The 16,106-nt window shown below is 64.4% G+C and carries 15 protein-coding genes; 12 read left to right on the top strand and 3 right to left on the bottom strand.

The features are described from left to right. The first annotated feature begins 103 nt into the window (after nt 1-103). Complete coding sequence (locus tag DES52_RS03535) at nt 104-796, top strand: PspA/IM30 family protein (RefSeq protein ID WP_110885399.1); 693 nt, start codon at nt 104-106, stop codon at nt 794-796. 85 nt (nt 797-881) lie between these two features. Here DES52_RS03535 and DES52_RS03530 read toward each other — a convergent pair whose 3' ends face one another. Continuing rightward, a complete protein-coding gene (locus DES52_RS03530) occupies nt 882-1,409 on the bottom strand; it encodes an SRPBCC domain-containing protein (protein WP_110885398.1) in 528 nt (175 codons plus the stop codon). A gap of 26 nt (nt 1,410-1,435) precedes the next feature. Beyond that, nucleotides 1,436-1,759: an ArsR/SmtB family transcription factor gene (locus DES52_RS03525; protein ID WP_110885397.1), complete on the bottom strand. Its 324-nt coding sequence runs from the start codon at nt 1,757-1,759 to the stop codon at nt 1,436-1,438. 157 nt (nt 1,760-1,916) lie between these two features. Between DES52_RS03525 and DES52_RS03520 the strand changes: the two genes are divergently transcribed. From DES52_RS03520 to DES52_RS03470, 11 genes are all read left to right on the top strand, one after another. Further along, nucleotides 1,917-3,155 (top strand): toxic anion resistance protein, encoded by a 1,239-nt coding sequence (locus DES52_RS03520; RefSeq protein ID WP_110885396.1) that lies wholly within the window; start codon nt 1,917-1,919, stop codon nt 3,153-3,155. Between the two features lie 176 nt (nt 3,156-3,331). Next, a complete protein-coding gene (locus tag DES52_RS03515) occupies nt 3,332-4,021 on the top strand; it encodes a hypothetical protein (RefSeq protein WP_110885526.1) in 690 nt (229 codons plus the stop codon). Nucleotides 4,022-4,046: 25 nt separating this feature from the next. Then, nucleotides 4,047-5,903, top strand: coding sequence for a 1-deoxy-D-xylulose-5-phosphate synthase (dxs, locus tag DES52_RS03510; RefSeq protein WP_110885525.1), 1,857 nt, complete (start codon nt 4,047-4,049; stop codon nt 5,901-5,903). A 128-nt stretch (nt 5,904-6,031) separates the two neighbouring features. Next, on the top strand, nt 6,032-7,189 hold the full coding sequence (locus DES52_RS03505; protein WP_110885395.1) for an ABC transporter substrate-binding protein: 1,158 nt from the start codon (nt 6,032-6,034) through the stop codon (nt 7,187-7,189). Nucleotides 7,190-7,263: 74 nt separating this feature from the next. After that, entirely contained in the window at nt 7,264-8,232 is a 969-nt protein-coding gene (locus tag DES52_RS03500) for a branched-chain amino acid ABC transporter permease (protein ID WP_170130874.1), read from the top strand. Nucleotides 8,233-8,240: 8 nt separating this feature from the next. Beyond that, the gene (locus DES52_RS03495) at nt 8,241-9,152 is read left to right on the top strand and encodes a branched-chain amino acid ABC transporter permease (protein WP_110885394.1); all 912 of its coding nucleotides are present in this window, start codon (nt 8,241-8,243) and stop codon (nt 9,150-9,152) included. Next, nucleotides 9,149-9,928: an ABC transporter ATP-binding protein gene (locus DES52_RS03490; protein ID WP_110885393.1), complete on the top strand. Its 780-nt coding sequence runs from the start codon at nt 9,149-9,151 to the stop codon at nt 9,926-9,928. Before DES52_RS03495 ends, DES52_RS03490 begins: the two co-directional genes overlap by 4 nt. Nucleotides 9,929-9,940: 12 nt before the next feature. Next, on the top strand, nt 9,941-10,651 hold the full coding sequence (locus tag DES52_RS03485; protein WP_110885392.1) for an ABC transporter ATP-binding protein: 711 nt from the start codon (nt 9,941-9,943) through the stop codon (nt 10,649-10,651). Nucleotides 10,652-10,716: 65 nt separating this feature from the next. Continuing rightward, entirely contained in the window at nt 10,717-13,230 is a 2,514-nt protein-coding gene (gene glgP, locus DES52_RS03480) for an alpha-glucan family phosphorylase (RefSeq protein WP_110885391.1), read from the top strand. Nucleotides 13,231-13,361: 131 nt separating this feature from the next. Further along, nucleotides 13,362-14,168: an EamA family transporter gene (locus DES52_RS03475; RefSeq protein ID WP_110885390.1), complete on the top strand. Its 807-nt coding sequence runs from the start codon at nt 13,362-13,364 to the stop codon at nt 14,166-14,168. A 46-nt stretch (nt 14,169-14,214) separates the two neighbouring features. Further along, a complete protein-coding gene (locus DES52_RS03470; RefSeq protein WP_110885389.1) occupies nt 14,215-15,201 on the top strand; it encodes a YpdA family putative bacillithiol disulfide reductase in 987 nt (328 codons plus the stop codon). Nucleotides 15,202-15,244: 43 nt separating this feature from the next. Here the strand turns inward: DES52_RS03470 and DES52_RS03465 are convergent, their stop codons facing one another. Then, nucleotides 15,245-16,102 carry a hypothetical protein gene (locus DES52_RS03465; RefSeq protein ID WP_110885388.1) on the bottom strand — a complete coding sequence of 286 codons (858 nt, stop codon included), beginning with the start codon at nt 16,100-16,102 and terminating at the stop codon, nt 15,245-15,247. Between the last annotated feature and the right edge of the window lie 4 nt (nt 16,103-16,106).

Here is a 16,106-nt window from a genome sequence, read left to right as displayed (position 1 = left end):
CTGACGCGTTTCGAGGAAGAGCGTGAAGGGAGATGAAGGACGAATTGAGGTCGGGCTGCAACCGTGGCCTCGTTCGCCTCGTAGTGTGGTACAGGAGGAACGAATGAGCATCCTGGACCGACTCAGCCGTCTGCTTCGCGCGAACGTCAACGATTTGATCTCGCGTGCCGAGGACCCCACCAAGATCATCGAGCAGGCTTTGCTCGACATGCGCGACGCGTATGCGCAGGCGCGCAGCGAAGTCGCCGATTCGATGGCGCAGTTGAGCAAGCTCGAACGCGAGCAAAACACCAACACCCGGCTCGCGCAGGAGTACGGCGAGAAAGCCGCCGAAGCCCTGAAGGCGGGGAGCGAGGAACTCGCGCGTGAAGCGCTGCGCCGCAAGAAGAACTACGAGGACATCGCCGCGGGCTTCTCCCAGCAAGTCGCGACGCAAAGCGCGACCGTCGAGGAACTCAAGACGCAACTGCGCGCCCTCGAAGGCAAGATCGACGAGTTCCAATCCAAGAAGGAACTTCTGCAAGCCCGCGCGCAAACCGCAAAGGCCAGCCAGACGTTGGAGCGCATGAGCGGCTTCGACAAGTCGGGCAGCGCCATGGACGCCTTCGAGGAGATGGAGCGCCGCGTGGCCCAGCAAGAAGACCGCGCGGGCGCCATGCGCTCGTTGCGCGAAGAGAACGACCTCGACGCGCAACTCAAGAACATCGGACGCGACAAGGCCATCGACGACGAACTCGAGAAGCTCAAGTCCCAGCTCGGCATGGGCGGATCGAGCTCGGGCGGTCAGCAAAGCTGACGTTCGCGCGGCGCCCCCGGCTTGTCGTTGGAAGGCCCGCTCGAACGAGCGGGCCTTCCAACGTTCTACGAGCAGGGGGCGAACGTCAGCTTTGTTCGGCGTCCAGGTGTTCGGCGAGGCGGTTCCACGTCTCGGTCACGCCTTGCAGCATGCCCATGTCCAAAACGGTCTTCAAGCCTTCCTCGGAAGCGTAGACGGCACGGTTGACGATTTTTGTTCCACCGTCGACTTCTTCGAACGTCAGCGTCACGAGCGTCGACGGCATAGTGTCGTTGATTCGCGCGTCGGCGTCCGAGAAGTGGTCGGTGTAGACGATACGTCTCGGCGTCTCGATGTCCTCGTAGATGCCCAGGCCCCAGGATTCCATGCCGTAGAACGCGCCTTGGGCTTCGTCGACGCACTTCATGCAGTAGTGCCACGTGCCGCCGGGGCGAAAGTCGACGGCGCAGAAGGACAAGTCCCAGCCGCGCGGCCCCCACCACTTCTTGAGGTGTTCGGCTTGCGAGAAGGCGTCGAAGACCAGGTGGCGGGGCGCTTTGAAGATCCGCTCCAAAATCAGTTCTCGGCCTGCTTCGACGCGTGACGTCATCGGGAAGGGCGTGGTGCTGGTCATAAGAAACCTCCTGTGGCTCGCAGCCGTCATTCCTCGTGTTCGGGGGTGGATTCGGACTGCTGCAGTTGCTGCAAGTATTCGTCGAGACGATCGAAGCTTTCCTCCCACAGTCGTCGGTACGGCCGAAGCCAGTCGTCGAGCTCTTGGAAAGGCTCGGCGCGCAGCTTACAGATGCGCCGATTGGCCACCGCTTCGATTTCGATGATGCCCGCGTCGCTCAGGACGCGAAGGTGCTTGGACGCTTGAGGTTGACGAATGTGCAGCCGTGTCGCGATTTCGCCGACCGTCAAGGGTCGCTCGATCAGCAGTTCGACGATGTGGAAGCGACTGGGTTCGGCCAAGGCGCTCAAGGTCGCGGCGTTCGTGTGCCATCACCTCCTTCCTCTCTTCGTGGATCGATTATAACTCAACAGGAATATTCTTGTCAAGGAATATTAGGGTGTGTCGCCTCCAACTCAGCCTTTTGGGCGACGCAACCTTCCCCCGCACGCGCGCGTACTCTAGGGTATGAGCGATCCGAACCGAAACGACGGCCTGCCCGAACTCACGCCGCCCGAGACGTTGACGCCGCCCACGCCGACGCCCGCGGTGACGCCGCAACAAAGCGGTGAGATGGTCAAGATCACGCCGGATCAAGCGTCGAAGCTCGATCAGCAAGCTCGTCAGTTCATCGACGCCGTGCTGACCCTCGACGTGCAAAGCGAAGGATTCAAGAGCAAGATCGATTCCATCCACAACCTCGGTAACGCCGAGATGCGAGCGGCAGCGGGCGTCTCCAACCGACTGCTGGAAAAGCCGATGACGGCGACGAAGAACGGCTTGTACGACGACAAGTCGGGCATCGCCAAGGGCCTGCTGGAGCTTCGCAAGACGGTCGAAGGCCTCGATCCCTCACGGCAAGGCGACATGTTCGGCGGTCGCCGCCTCTTCGGCTTGCTTCCCATGCCCGCCAAGGTCCACGACTACTTCTTGAAGTATCAATCGGCGCAAGGACACCTCAACGCCATCTTGACCACCTTGATGAAGTCGCAAGACGAGCTTCGCAAAGACAACGCCTCCATCGAGCAGGAGAAGGTCAACCTCTGGGAAACGATGCAGAAGTTGCGCCAATACGTCTACGTGGGGCGCCGCCTCGACGAGGCCCTCGCCGAGAAGGTGTACGAGTTGGAGCAGCGCGATCCCGAAAAGGCCCGCATCGTCAAGGAGGAGATGCTGTTCTACACGCGTCAAAAGGTCACGGACCTCCTCACGCAACTCGCCGTGTGCGTGCAGGGCTACCTCGCGCTCGACCTCGTGCGCAAAAACAACTTGGAGCTCATCAAAGGCGTCGACCGCGCGACGACCACGACGATGTCCGCGCTTCGCACGGCGGTTCTCGTGTCGCAGGCGCTCGCCAACCAGAAGCTCGTCCTCGACCAGATCACGGCCCTCAACACGACCACCGGTAACCTCATCGAGAGCACGTCCGTGATGCTGCGCCAGCAATCCCAAGCGATTCACGAGGGCGCGGCGAGCGCGACCGTGAGCCTCGACAAGCTCAAAGCGGCGTTCGACAACGTGTACGCGGCGCTCGACACCATCAGCGACTACAAGAGCCAGGCGCTGAGCAACATGCAAAAGACCGTCGACGTCCTCTCGACGCAAGTCGATTCCGCGCAAAAATACCTGGACCGCGCGCGCGGCGAGACGCTACGAGAAGCGACGGCCGACTTGCGCCTCTACGACAAGGACGAAATCAAGCTGTGATCGCTCGAAGACCTTGAAAGCGGACAAAGAGCCCGCTTTCAAGGATTTACGACGAGTGCTACGACCGCGTGGGGATACGCGTCCTCATGGGGTTGGGCTATCCTGCCCTTCGGCGGAGCGCGCAATCCTCTTAAACTTAACAGTCGCGCTTTGCAGGGCTTCCTATGCTGAACTTCGTGCTTCCCCGTCCGTCCTCGTTGCGCCGTTTGGCCTTGGCGCCTACGTTGCTCCTCGCGTTGGGTGCGTGTGTGCCTCGGCAGGCGGAGACGCCGCCGACCGCCACGGCGTCCACGACGCCTTCGACCGCTTCGTTCTACCCGCTGGAGACGGGCTTGTCTTGGTCGTATCTGCCCGAAGGCGAAGCTTTGACTCGCGAACGCTACGTCCTGTCGGTGACGGGTCCGACGCTGCTCGGCAACGACGCCGCCACGGGGTACCGCTTCTTCGGGCGCGGCGTGGACCGCTCGCTGTACCGACAAGTCAACGGCCAAGGCCAATTCCTGCTGGGCTTCTCGCTTCCGGGCCTGCTCGTGACGCTGACGCCTCCAATGCGCGAGTACCCCGCGCCGAGCGAGTGGCGCGCGGGACTGGTGTGGAGCGGCGACATGACCGTTCGCGTCTTGCAAGACGGCAAGGTGCAACACGAAAGCAAAGCCGAATACCGCTTCACGGTGCTAGAACAACGCACGGTCACGCTGCCGAGCGGAGAGCGGCGAGACGTGTGGGTCGTGAACCGTCAGATCGTCGAGACGGGAGCGGGCAACCTCTTTCCGGCGTCGTCAGAGTTGTGGTTCGCGCCGTACATCGGTGAAGTGCGCACGCCCGAAAGCTTGCTGCAAGTCGGGCGCAATTACTCGAGTCGCTGACGCGGCTCGAAGGAGGTAGGAAGTGCTGCTGGACGCCATTCTTTCGCCGGAGGACCTCAAGAAGCTTCGCAAGGAGGACCTTCCGAACGTGTCGCGCGAGCTTCGCGACGAGATCATCCGGGTGTGTTCGCTCGGCGGAGGGCACCTCGCGTCGAGCCTCGGGGCCGTGGAGATCATCGTGGCGCTTCACTATGTGCTGAACTCGCCGCGCGACCGTATCTTGTTCGACGTCGGCCACCAAGCGTACGCGCACAAGATGCTGACAGGTCGGCGCGACCGCATGCCGACCATCAAGAAGGAAGGCGGCCTGAGCGGCTTCACGAAAGTCTCCGAAAGCGAGCACGACGCGATCACCGTGGGGCATGCCTCGACGAGCCTCGCGAACGCGCTCGGGATGGCGTACGCGCGCGACAGCCTCGGGCAGGACTACCGCATCGCCGCCGTCATTGGCGACGGAGCGCTCACCGGCGGCATGGCCCTGGCCGCCCTCAACACCATCGGCGACTCGGGCAAGAAGATGCTGATCATCCTCAACGACAACGAGATGAGCATCTCCGAGAACGTCGGCGCGATGAACAAGTTCATGCGGACCCTGCAAGTGCAAAAGTGGTTCCAGGAGTCCGAGGGGGCGGGCAAGAAGGCGGTCGGAGCGTTCAGCAAGCCGCTCGCCGACATGCTCTCGCGCGCCAAGGACTCCGCTCGGCACTTCTTCGACCCCGCTTCCGTGAATCCCTTCGCGGCGATGGGCGTGCGCTACGTCGGTCCCGTGGACGGCCACGACGTCCTCGAGCTCGTGTACCTCGTGGAAAAGCTCGTGGAGCTCGACGGCCCGACGATTCTGCACGTCGTGACGAAGAAGGGCAAGGGCCTCGATTACGCCGAGGCCGACCCCATCAAGTGGCACGGTCCCGGCAAGTTCGATCCGGAGACGGGCGAGGCGCCGAAGTCCAGCGCGTACTCGTGGAGCACCGCCTTCGGAGACGCCGCCACGGAACTCGCGCGCCACGATCCGCGGGTGTTCGTCATCACGCCCGCGATGCGCGAAGGGTCGGGCCTCGTGAAGTACAGCCGCGAGCACCCGAATCGCTACCTCGACGTCGGCATCGCCGAGGAAGTCGCCGTGACGTCCGGGGCCGGCATGGCGTTGCAGGGCTTGAGACCCATCGTGGCGATCTACTCGACGTTCTTGCAGCGCGCCTATGATCAAGTCGTGCACGACGTCGCCATCGAGAACTTGCCGGTGATGTTCGCGATCGACCGTGGCGGTGTCGTCGGGCCGGACGGCGCGACGCACAACGGCGTGTTCGACCTCTCGTTTCTCCGAAGCATCCCCAACGTGCGCATCGGCTTGCCGAAGGACGCCTCCGAGCTTCGTGGAATGCTGAAGGCAGGCATGAAGATCGGCGGTCCCGTCGCGATTCGTTACCCGCGCGGCAACACCGAGCGCGTTCCCGAAGGCACGTGGCCCGACTTGGAGTGGGGCACGTGGGAGCGCCTCGTGGAAGGCGACGCCGTCGTCGTCTTGGCGGGCGGCAAGGCGCTCGAGTACACGCTCAAGGCCGTCCAGGACTTGCCGGGCGTGGGCGTCGTGAACGCGCGCTTCGTGAAGCCGCTCGACGAGGCGATGCTGCGGCAACTCGCGGTCAAGGCGCGCGCCTTCGTGACGGTGGAGGACAACACGCGCGTCGGCGGGTTCGGCTCGGCGGTGCTGGAGTTCCTGAGCGAGGCGGGACTCAAGACGCCCGTGCGGGTCCTCGGCATTCCCGACGAATTTCAAGAGCACGCCTCGGTGGAGAGCGTGCACGCCCGAAGCGGCATCGACGCGCAGGCGATTCGGACGGTGCTCGCCGAGCTCGGCGTGGACGTACCGATCGAAATCTGACTTCTCGGCAGGGAAGGAGGCACACCACGAACGGTGTGCCTCCTTCCCTTTCGACGTCTATCGTTTCGTGAAATCGTTCGCTATACTAACGCCACTCACAGTTCGAGTAGGACCCCCAGGAGGTTGGTATGAAGCGTGCAACGTTGTTGGCCGTGACGCTTGGATTGTTTTCCTTCACCGTCGCTCAAAAAGTCGCTACGCCGATCGAGATCGGCGTGGCCGTCGCACAAACAAGCAACGTCGCGCTTCTCGGGCAAGAGCAGGTGATCGGCGCGCGCCTCGCCGAGAAGTTCTTCAACAACCAAGGCGGCATCAACGGCACGCCCATCAAGCTCGTGTTTCAAGACACGGGCGGCGACGAAGCGGGCGCCATCAACGCCTTCCAGAACCTCATTCGAGACGGCGTCGTCGGCATCGTGGGCCCGACCCTCTCTCAACACGCCTTCGCCGCCGACCCGATCGCCGAACGCGCCAAAGTGCCCGTGCTGGGACCGAGCAACACCGCCAAGGGCATTCCACAGATCGGCGACTTCATCGCGCGTGTCTCCGCCCCGGTCGCCGTGGTCGCTCCGAACGCCGTCAAGCAAGCTTTGAAGCTCGATCCGGACATCAAGCGGGTGGCGGTCTTGTACGCGCAAAACGATGCGTTCAGCGTCTCGGAGACAGGAACCTTCCAAGAAACCGCGAAGGCGCAAAAACTCGACGTGGTGACGGTGCAAAAGTTCCAGACGACTGACACGGACTTCACGACGCAAGTCACGGCCGTTCTCGGCGCCAAAGTCGACCTCGTCATCATCTCGGGCCTCGCCGCCGACGGGGGCAACCTCGTCAAGCAGTTGCGGCAACTCGGGTACAAGGGCCTGATCATCGGCGGCAACGGCCTGAACACCTCGAACATCTTCTCGGTGTGCGGACGTGACTGCGACGGCATTCTCATCGCGCAGGCGTACTCGCCTCAGCAGAGCGGCGCGATCAACCAAGTGTTCGTCAAGGAATACCGCGCGCAGTACAAGAAGGACCCGCCTCAGTTCGCCGCCCAGGCGTACACGGGCGTGCAGGTGTTCGTCGAAGCTCTGCGCAAGATCGACCGCAAGAAGAAGCTGAACACGTGGGACCTTGACGATCTGCGCGCCGAACTCAACAAGGCCATCTTGGTCGGCAGTTACCGCACCCCGCTCGGCGTGATCTCGTTCGACAAGGAAGGCGAGCTCAATCAGAAGGAATTCTACGTCGCGCAAATCAAGATGAAGGACGCGCGCAACGGCTCGTTCGTCTTCCTGAAGTAACGCGTTCTCCGTCAGCCGTCAGCGTGGCGCTCCTCGCGTCGCTGATGGCTGACGGCTTTCAAAAGGAGCCCGCCTTGGACTTCGCGCAGTTTTTGCAGAACCTGCTCAACGGCCTTTCCATCGGCTCGGTGTACGCCATCTTCGCCCTCGGCTACACGCTCATCTTCTCGATTCTCGGCATCATCAACTTCGCGCACGGAGCGATTTTCGCCCTCGGCGCGTACCTGACGTTCACGCTCGCGGTGGGAGAATTCGGCATCAACGGCATCTTGAAGAACGTCGACCTGTTTCCCGGCGTCGAGGGCGGCTCGCCGATCGGCTTTCCGCTCGCCTTGCTGCTCGGCTCGCTGCTCGCCGGACTGCTTGGCGTGCTGATCGAGCGCTTCGCCTTTCGTCCCCTGCGGGCGCGCGGCGCGGACCCCTTGCTCGCGCTCGTGTCGAGCCTCGGCGTGGCGCTCGTGCTCGTCAATCTCATCCAGTTGCTCGTCGGCGCGGAAATCTACTCCTTTCCCAGCACGATCTATGGAAGCTTGCCTCCCGCCGTACGTTTCGACGTCGGCGATACCCCCATCGTCATTCGCACGGTGCAGGTGATCATCTTCGTGGTGAGCCTCGTGATCCTGCTGCTGCTCGGCTACGTCATCGGCCGCACGAAGATCGGCAAGGCGCTTCGTGCGGTCGCCGAGAATCCCGCGACGGCCAGCTTGCTCGGCATCTCGGTCGATCGGTACATCCTCATCACGTTCTTCCTCTCGGGCTTTCTCGGCGGCCTCGCCGGAACGCTCGTGTCGACGTCCTTCGGCATCTCCGGGCCGTACTTCGGCGTGACGTACGGCCTCAAAGGTCTCGCCGTCATCGTGCTGGGCGGGCTGGGCTCGATTCCCGGCGCCGTCGTCGGCGGACTCGTGATCGGTCTGGCCGAAGCGTTCGTGCCCGCGCAATTCAGCGCGTACAAGGAAGCCGTCGCGTTCGCGATTCTCTTCGTCATCCTGCTCGTCCGTCCGCAAGGATTGCTGGGTCGAGCGGTCATTCAGAAGGTGTGAGGCGGCGCGTGGACTTTCTGCAAAACTACGGCTTTTTGCTCGCGACGCTCGTTCAGCAAGCGCTGCTCGGTCTGAGCTTGTACTTTCCCCTGCTGTCCGGTCAACTCAGCCTCGCGTCGCCCGGCTTCTACGCGCTCGGCGGGTACGTCGCGGCGATCCTGCTGGTCAATCCGGCGTTCGCGGGCCTGCGCGACGCGCTCGGCAACTGGACGTTCGTGCTGACGTGGCTCGTCGCCGGGCTGATTTGCGCGGTGCTCGGTTTGCTCGTCGGCATTCCTGCTTTGCGGCTGCGCGGCATCTACCTCGCGCTCGCGACGGTCGCCTTCGTGCAGATCCTGCAGTACGTGGCCCTCAACCTCGACGTGACGGGCGGCGCGGTCGGCTTGTTCGGCATTCCGCAGGCGTTCGGCTTTCAGGACCGCTGGCAGTACCTGCTGCTGTTCTTGCCGCTGCTCGCCGTGACCCTGCTGTTCACGCGGCAACTCGAACGCTCTCGCACGGGGCGCGCCTTTCGCGCCATTCGCGACGACGAACTCGCGGCGGACGCCATGGGCATCCCGCCGACGCGCTACAAAGTGCTGGCGTTCGTGATCGGCGCGGTCCTCGCCGGCATCGTCGGAGCGATGAGCGCGCCTTTCCTCAACACCTGGAACGCGCGGCAAGGCACCTTCGACGCCTCGATCGCCTTTTTGGCGTACGTCCTGATCGGTGGAAGCCGCAACATGTGGGGGCCCGTGCTCGGCGGGACGTTGCTCGCCGCCCTGCCGGAAGTGCTGCGTCCCTTGCAAGATTGGCGGCTTGTCATTAACGGCCTCGTCCTCGTCCTCGCGAGCTTGTACTTGCCGCAAGGTCTCGTCGGGTTGTTCACGCGCCGCCGCGCTCCGTCCGCGCGGCCCGCGAAGGCGGAGGTGGCGAAGTGACTTCCGATGCATCCGGCGCGCCGATCTTGCAGGCGCGCGGACTCACGCGCCGTTTCGGCGGTTTGGTCGCCGTGAACAACGTATCGTTCGAAGTGCGGCGAGGCGAGATCTTCGGGCTCATCGGGCCGAACGGGGCGGGCAAGACGACCTTGTTCAATCTCATGACGGGCTTGACGCCGCCCTCGGGCGGAGCTTTGCAGTTCGAGGGACGCGACGTGACGAACGCCGCTCCGCACCGCGTCGCCTCGCTCGGTTTGAGCCGCACCTTTCAAAACATCCGCCTCTTCCGCACGCTCAGCGCGCTCGAAAACGTCAAGATCGCGCAACATACTCGAACGAGCGCCGGATTCTGGCGCGGCATCTTTGGTGCGGACCGAGCCGAGGAACGCGCGGTGAGCGAGCAGGCTTGGGAGTTGCTGGACCTCGTGGGACTGGCCGACCGAGCGCACGAACTGGCCGCGAACTTCAGTTACGGCGATCAGCGACGTCTCGAAATCGCGCGGGCCCTCGCGTCACAACCGAAAGTGCTGCTGCTCGACGAGCCCGCCGCCGGAATGAACTCGGCGGAGAAGAGTGTGTTGACGACCTTCATCCGCACGATTCGGGATCGCTTCGACCTCACCGTGCTCGTGATCGAGCACCACGTCCCCCTCGTCATGAACTTGTGCGACCGCATCGCCGTGCTGAACTTCGGCGAGCTCATCGCCGTCGGTGACCCGGCGAGCGTTTCGCGCGACCCGAAGGTCGTCGAGGCGTACCTCGGCGCCGAGGCTTGAAAGGAGCGAAGCGTGGCTTTGCTGGAATTGGACAACGTCAGCGTCAATTACGGCGCCATTCAGGCGATTCGCTCCTTGTCGATGACCGTCGAGGAAGGCGAGGTCGTCACGCTCATCGGAGCGAACGGGGCGGGCAAGACGACGACCCTCAGGGCCGTGTCGCGGCTGTTGAAGGTGCGCGAGGGCCGCATCGTGTTTCGCGGGCAAGACCTCACGCGGCTCGCCCCGGACGCGGTGGTGCGGCTTGGCATCGCCCAAAGTCCCGAGGGCCGTCAGGTGCTGGCGCGGCAAAGCGTGCAGGACAACTTGGAGCTCGGCGCGTACTTGCGTGGCGACCGCCGAGAAGTCGTGGAGGACTTGCGGCGCATGTACGAGCGCTTTCCACGCTTGGGAGAACGGCGGCATCAGCTCGCCGGGACCTTGTCGGGCGGTGAGCAGCAGATGCTGGCGATCGCGCGGGCGTTGATGAGCCGCCCGAAGCTGCTGCTGCTCGACGAGCCTTCGCTCGGCCTCGCGCCGATCATCGTGCTGGAGATCTTCACGATCATTCGCGAGCTCGCCGATCAAGGCGTCACGATTCTCCTCGTGGAGCAAAACGCGAAGCTCGCGATGAATCACAGCGCGCGGACGTACGTGCTGGAGGCTGGTTCCATCACCTTCAGCGGTCCCTCCGCTCGCCTCGTGAACGACGAGCGCGTGCTTCACGCCTACTTGGGCGGTTGACGCGACGGGCAATTGTCCCGTGGGGATAAGCGTCCAGTTGACACTTTGATGTAGAATCGGGCGGTATGAACATTCTCGGCAAAGTGACCGTCCTGCCGAAGCTCCCGGCAGCCCTTCGGCAGCTGGAGGAACTGGCTTACAACCTCTACTGGACGTGGACGCCGAACGCCTCGGCTCTCTACCGCGATTTGAATCCCGAACTTTGGGAGCGCTTCAACCACAATCCTGTCCGCACCCTCCTCGAAAGCTCCCAAAGCCGCCTCGACGAACTCGCGCGAGATTCGCATTACGTCGCGCGCGTCCAACGCGTCCTCGAAGACTTCGACGCCTACATGAACGCGCAGGAGACTTGGACGACTCGCCACGCGCAAGGCCTCGGCAAAATCGCGTACTTCTCGATGGAGTACGGCTTTCACGAAAGCCTGCCGATCTACTCGGGCGGCCTCGGCGTGTTGGCGGGCGACCACTGCAAGAGCGCGTCCGACCTCGGCTTGCCGTTCGTGGCCGTCGGCCTGTTGTTTCACCAAGGCTACTTCCGCCAAATGATCAACCGTGACGGCTGGCAGGAGGAAGCGTACGACGAGCTCGACCTCACCACCTTGCCCCTCAAGCCCGCCCGCACTCCGAGCGGTGACGAGGCGCGACTGTCCATCGCCATCGCGGGCCGCAACGTGCACTTGCGCGTGTGGGAACTCAAGATCGGGCGCATTCCCGTCTACCTGCTCGACAGCAACCTGCCCGAGAACGACGAGCACGACCGCTCTCTCACCGCGCGTCTCTACGGCGGCAATCAAGAGTGGCGCATTCAACAAGAGCTCATTCTCGGCGTGGGCGGCGTGCGCGCCCTGCGTCTGCTCGGCGTGGACGCGACGGTGTTCCACATGAACGAAGGGCACGCGGCTTTCTTGGGTTTGGAGCGCATTCGCGAACTCGTCACGAACGGTCTCGACTTCGCGTCGGCGGTCGAAGCGGTCGCGAGCGGCTCGATCTTCACGACGCACACCCCCGTTCCGGCGGGCAACGACGCCTTCACGCTCGACCTCATCGGACGTTACCTCAGCGACTTCCCCACGCAAATGGGCACGACTTGGGAAGGCATGACCGAGCTCGCCCGCCACGACCAGCCGTGGGGCCCGACCTTCTCCATGACGGTCCTCGCGCTTCGCTTGTCACGCGCCGCGAACGGCGTGTCGGAACTGCACGGCGAAGTCAGCCGCAAGATGTGGAACTTCCTGTATCCGGGCGCCGCGCCCGAGGAAGTGCCGATTGGACACGTCACGAACGGCGTCCACACCCTCACCTTCCTCGCGCAGCGACTGCGCGACCTTTACGCGACCGTCCTGCCCGACGATTGGAAGGACCGTCTCGAAGACCGCGAGATGTGGGAAGCGGCCTTGCCGGGCATTGCCGACGAAAGCCTCGTGGCGACTTTGCGCGACCTCAAGATCGACATGATCCACTTCGTGCGCGAACGCGTCGCTCAGCAATCGCGCCGTAACGGGGCGAGCGCCGCCGACATCAAGGCCGCCTCGAACGTCTTGTCGCCGGACGCCCTCATCATCGGCTTCGCCCGCCGCTTCGCGACGTACAAGCGCGCCACGTTGCTCTTCCGCGACCGCGCCCGCCTCGCGCGCATCGTCAACAATCCCGAGCGGCCCGTGCAGTTCGTCTTCGCGGGCAAGGCCCACCCCGCCGACAATCCCGGCAAGGCCTTCATCCAAGAACTGTACCGTCTGTCGCAGGAACCCGAGTTCAAGGGCAAAATCGTCGTGCTGGAAAACTACGACATGAACGTCGCTCGGCACCTCGTGCAAGGCGTCGACATCTGGCTGAACAACCCGCGCCGCCCTCTCGAAGCCTCGGGCACGTCGGGCATGAAGGCCAGCCTCAACGGCGCGCTGAACTTCTCCATCCTGGACGGATGGTGGCGCGAATCCTACGACGGCACGAACGGCTACCCGATCGGCGACGAGCGAGAATTCAGCAGCCTCGACGCTCAGGACGACGCGGACTCGTTCAGCCTCTACGAAACGCTCGAAGAGGACATCGTGCCGCTGTACTACCACCGAGACGAGCGCGGCTTCAACCACGCGTGGCTCGAAAAGGCGCGGCGCGCCATCATGACGGTCGCGCCCGACTTCTCCATGCAACGTCAAGTGATCGACTACACCACGAAGTACTACCTGCCGCTCACGCGACGCGCCTTGAACGTTCAGACGAACGACTTCGCCGTCGCGAAGGAGCTCGCGGGCTGGAAGCGGTACGTGCGCGATCGTTGGAACGGCGTGAGCATTCAAGCGTCCGCCGACGTGCCCGCCACGGCCGAGCCGGGCGAAGCGGTCACGGTGCGCGCGAGCCTCGACCTCGCGGGCCTCACGCCGCGCGACGTGCGCGTCGAAGCCATCTTGGAAGGGGAAGGATCACGCACGAGCGTGCCGCTCGCCGTGAACGACGGCGGTACGTACGAAACGCGCGTACCCCTCGAAAACAGCGGCCTGTACACCATCAAAGCGCGCGTCCTGCCCGCGCACGAGGGCTTGTCGAACGACTTGGAACTCGGCTTGCTGAAGTGGGCCTGAACTTGACAACGTGAACGAAGACGGGGCCAAGCGGCCCCGTCTTCTTGTAGAGTGGCCGGCATGCGAGGCCGAATTTGAGCGTAGAGCGGGCTGCGCCTTCCCCTTTCAACTTCCCGCCGACGCTCGCCGTGATGCTCGCCGCCGTGTCCATCCAAGGCGGCGCGGCGCTTGCCAAGAGCCTTTTTCCGGTCGTCGGGCCGTTCGGCGTGTCGGCTTTGCGCATCGGATTCGCGGCCGTCATCCTCGCGCTTTTGTGGCGTCCGAACGTCCGGGCGCACACGCGCGGCGAACTCGGCTTGGCAGTCGTGTTCGGCCTCGCGCTCGGCCTCATGAACTTGTCGTTCTACGCGTCCATCGAGCGAATTCCGATCGGCATCGCCGTGACGCTCGAGTTCGTCGGACCGCTCGGCGTCGCCGTCTTGTCGTCGAAGCGCAAGTTGGACTTTTTGTGGGTCGTGCTCGCCGCAGCCGGCATCCTCCTCATCGCGCCGATTCACGGTGCGAACAGCCTCGACCCGCTCGGCGTGGGTCTCGCGTTGCTCGCCGCGGGGTTCTGGGCGGCGTACATCCTGCTCGGCGCGCGTGTCAGTCGAGCGTTCAGCGGCGGGCAAGGACTGGCGGTCGGCATGATCGTCGCGGCGCTCGTCGCCTTGCCGATCGGCTTCGCTCAAGGAGGCGCGGATTTGCTCGTTCCGACGACGATCATGCTGGGGCTCGGCGTCGCCCTCATGTCCTCCGCCGTTCCGTACTCGCTGGAGATGATGGCCCTGAGGCGCTTGCCCTCGAAGACCTTCAGCATCCTGATGAGCCTCGAACCCGCCATCGCCGCCACGGTCGGCTTCCTGTTCTTGCGCGAGGCCCTCACGCTTCAGCAACTTCTCGCCATGACCCTCGTGATCGCCGCGAGCGTCGGGTCGAGCCTCAGCGCGGGACGGTGAGGCGTCACGGTTCTCGGCGAACGCTCGTGATAGCCTCGTCGCCGTGATGTACGACCTTGCCATCGTCGGCGGCGGCCCTGTTGGATTGGCCGCCGCCATCGCCGCGAAGCGCGCGGGCCTGAGTTACGTCGTGCTGGAGAAGGGGTGCGTCGTGAACGCCATCTTCGACTACCCGACGTACATGACCTTCTTCACGACCGCCCCGGAGCTGGAAATCGGCGGGCACCCTTTCGTGACGCTGCGCGAAAAGCCCGACCGCAAGGAGGCGCTTTCCTATTACCGCCTCGTCGCCGCGCGCGAACACCTCGACATCGAGCAGTACACCGAAGTCACGCGCGTTCACAAGGCCCCGGCGGGCTTCACGGTGGAAGTGAACCGCAAGGACGGCACGGACGGCGTCGTGGAAGCGCGGCGGGTGCTCGTGGCGACCGGTTACTACGATCACCCGGTGATGCTCGGCATTCCCGGCGAGGACGCCGAGAACGTCAGTCACTACTACACCGAGGCGCACCCGTTCTGGAACCTCAACGTGACGATCATCGGGGCGGGCAACTCGGCGGCGGACGCGGCGCTCGACCTCTGGCGGGGCGGCGCGAAGGTCACCATGGTCGTGCGCGCTCCGAATCTCAAGCCGACCGTGAAGTACTGGGTGAAGCCCGACTTGGAAAACCGCATCAAGGAAGGCAGCGTCGCCGCGCACTTCGAAAGCCGTGTCGTGGAGATTCGCGAGGACAGCGTCGTCGTGCAACCGAGCGACGGAAGCGAGCCGTGGGAGCTGAAAACGGACTTCACCTTCGTCCTGACGGGCTACAAGCCGAGCCTGAGCTTCCTCACCGACCTCGGCTTGGCCAAGCAAGAAGACGACTGCCTCGTCCTGAACGAACACTACGAGTCGAGCGTGGCAGGCTTGTTCGTCGTGGGAAGCGCGGGCTTCGCGGGCCGCACGAATCAGGTCTTCATCGAAAACGGCCGCGAGCACGCCCTGCTGGCCGTGGCGGAAGTCGCGCGTCAACTGCAAACCGTCCGCACCTGAAGTCCCCCTTCCGAAGGGAAGGGGGACCGAGCGCGAACTGGCTTCAGGCGGTGTGGATGTGCCCGCCGTGACGTTGCAAGACGTCGATGACCGTCGCGTCGGCGATGCCCGAACCGCTCTCGATGGCGACGAGGACGCCGCCCCGCTCGATCCGTTCACCGTACGTGCGCGCTTCGTTCTCGGTGTAGCCGAGCTGAGCGAGGGTTCCGGCGAGCGAGCCCGCCGCGCCTCCGACGAGCGCTCCGCCAACGACGGCGCCGCCCGCCGCGCCCAACGTCGACGCCAGCGCGCCCGCCGTGATGAACGGGCCGATGCCGGGAATGGCGGCGGCGGCGAGGCCGAACAGCGCGCCGATGCCCGCGCCCGCGAGGAGACCCTTTCCGGCCCCGTCGGCCGCGTCGTGCGGACGGTCGTGCGCGCCCGTCGTCCGGTCCGTGGCGTACGTGGCCGTCTCACCCACCGGAGGGTACGTTTCGTCGGCGCGGCGTGAGCCGTCGGCGTTCGAGGGCGTCAAGGTTCCGCCCGCGTACGTGGGAGTCGTCCGGTAATCGGTCTGGGTGCCGGGCGTGAGGCCGTCACGCGTCGTGCCGCCGATCGCGTCGGCGGTCAGCATGCCGCTGGTCGTGCCGGGCAGGCCGGTGTCGGTGTTGAGGGCGCTGAGCCCCGGTCCGGTCGTCGTGCCGAGCGAGCCCGCCGAGTCGGCGCTGACGGGCGCGTTCGGAGTGATGCCGCCCGTGCCGCCCGCCATGAGGCCGCTCGTGCTGCCGACGTCGGATCTTGAGGTGCCCTCGTGCCGAGAGATGACCGAGAGGTACGCGTCCGTGACACCCATGCGGCGCAATTCCCCGATGGCGTTCTCGGCGTGCTGCTGCGAATCGAAGACAGCGGTGATTCTCGTCATACGA

The organism is Deinococcus yavapaiensis KR-236, assembly GCF_003217515.1.
Taxonomy (GTDB): Bacteria; Deinococcota; Deinococci; order Deinococcales; family Deinococcaceae; genus Deinococcus_A; species Deinococcus_A yavapaiensis.
This window is presented reverse-complemented; position numbering and strand designations above follow the sequence as displayed.

Excerpts from the sequence above, each read along its gene's own strand:
- DES52_RS03535 (WP_110885399.1), top strand. The coding sequence starts at position 104 with ATGAGCATCCTGGACCGACTCAGCCGTCTGCTTCGCGCGAACGTCAAC.
- DES52_RS03530 (WP_110885398.1), bottom strand. The coding sequence starts at position 1,409 with ATGACCAGCACCACGCCCTTCCCGATGACGTCACGCGTCGAAGCAGGC.
- DES52_RS03520 (WP_110885396.1), top strand. The coding sequence starts at position 1,917 with ATGAGCGATCCGAACCGAAACGACGGCCTGCCCGAACTCACGCCGCCC.
- DES52_RS03505 (WP_110885395.1), top strand. The coding sequence starts at position 6,032 with ATGAAGCGTGCAACGTTGTTGGCCGTGACGCTTGGATTGTTTTCCTTC.
- glgP (WP_110885391.1), top strand. The coding sequence starts at position 10,717 with ATGAACATTCTCGGCAAAGTGACCGTCCTGCCGAAGCTCCCGGCAGCC.
- DES52_RS03475 (WP_110885390.1), top strand. The coding sequence starts at position 13,362 with ATGCTCGCCGCCGTGTCCATCCAAGGCGGCGCGGCGCTTGCCAAGAGC.
- DES52_RS03470 (WP_110885389.1), top strand. The coding sequence starts at position 14,215 with ATGTACGACCTTGCCATCGTCGGCGGCGGCCCTGTTGGATTGGCCGCC.
- DES52_RS03465 (WP_110885388.1), bottom strand. The coding sequence starts at position 16,102 with ATGACGAGAATCACCGCTGTCTTCGATTCGCAGCAGCACGCCGAGAAC.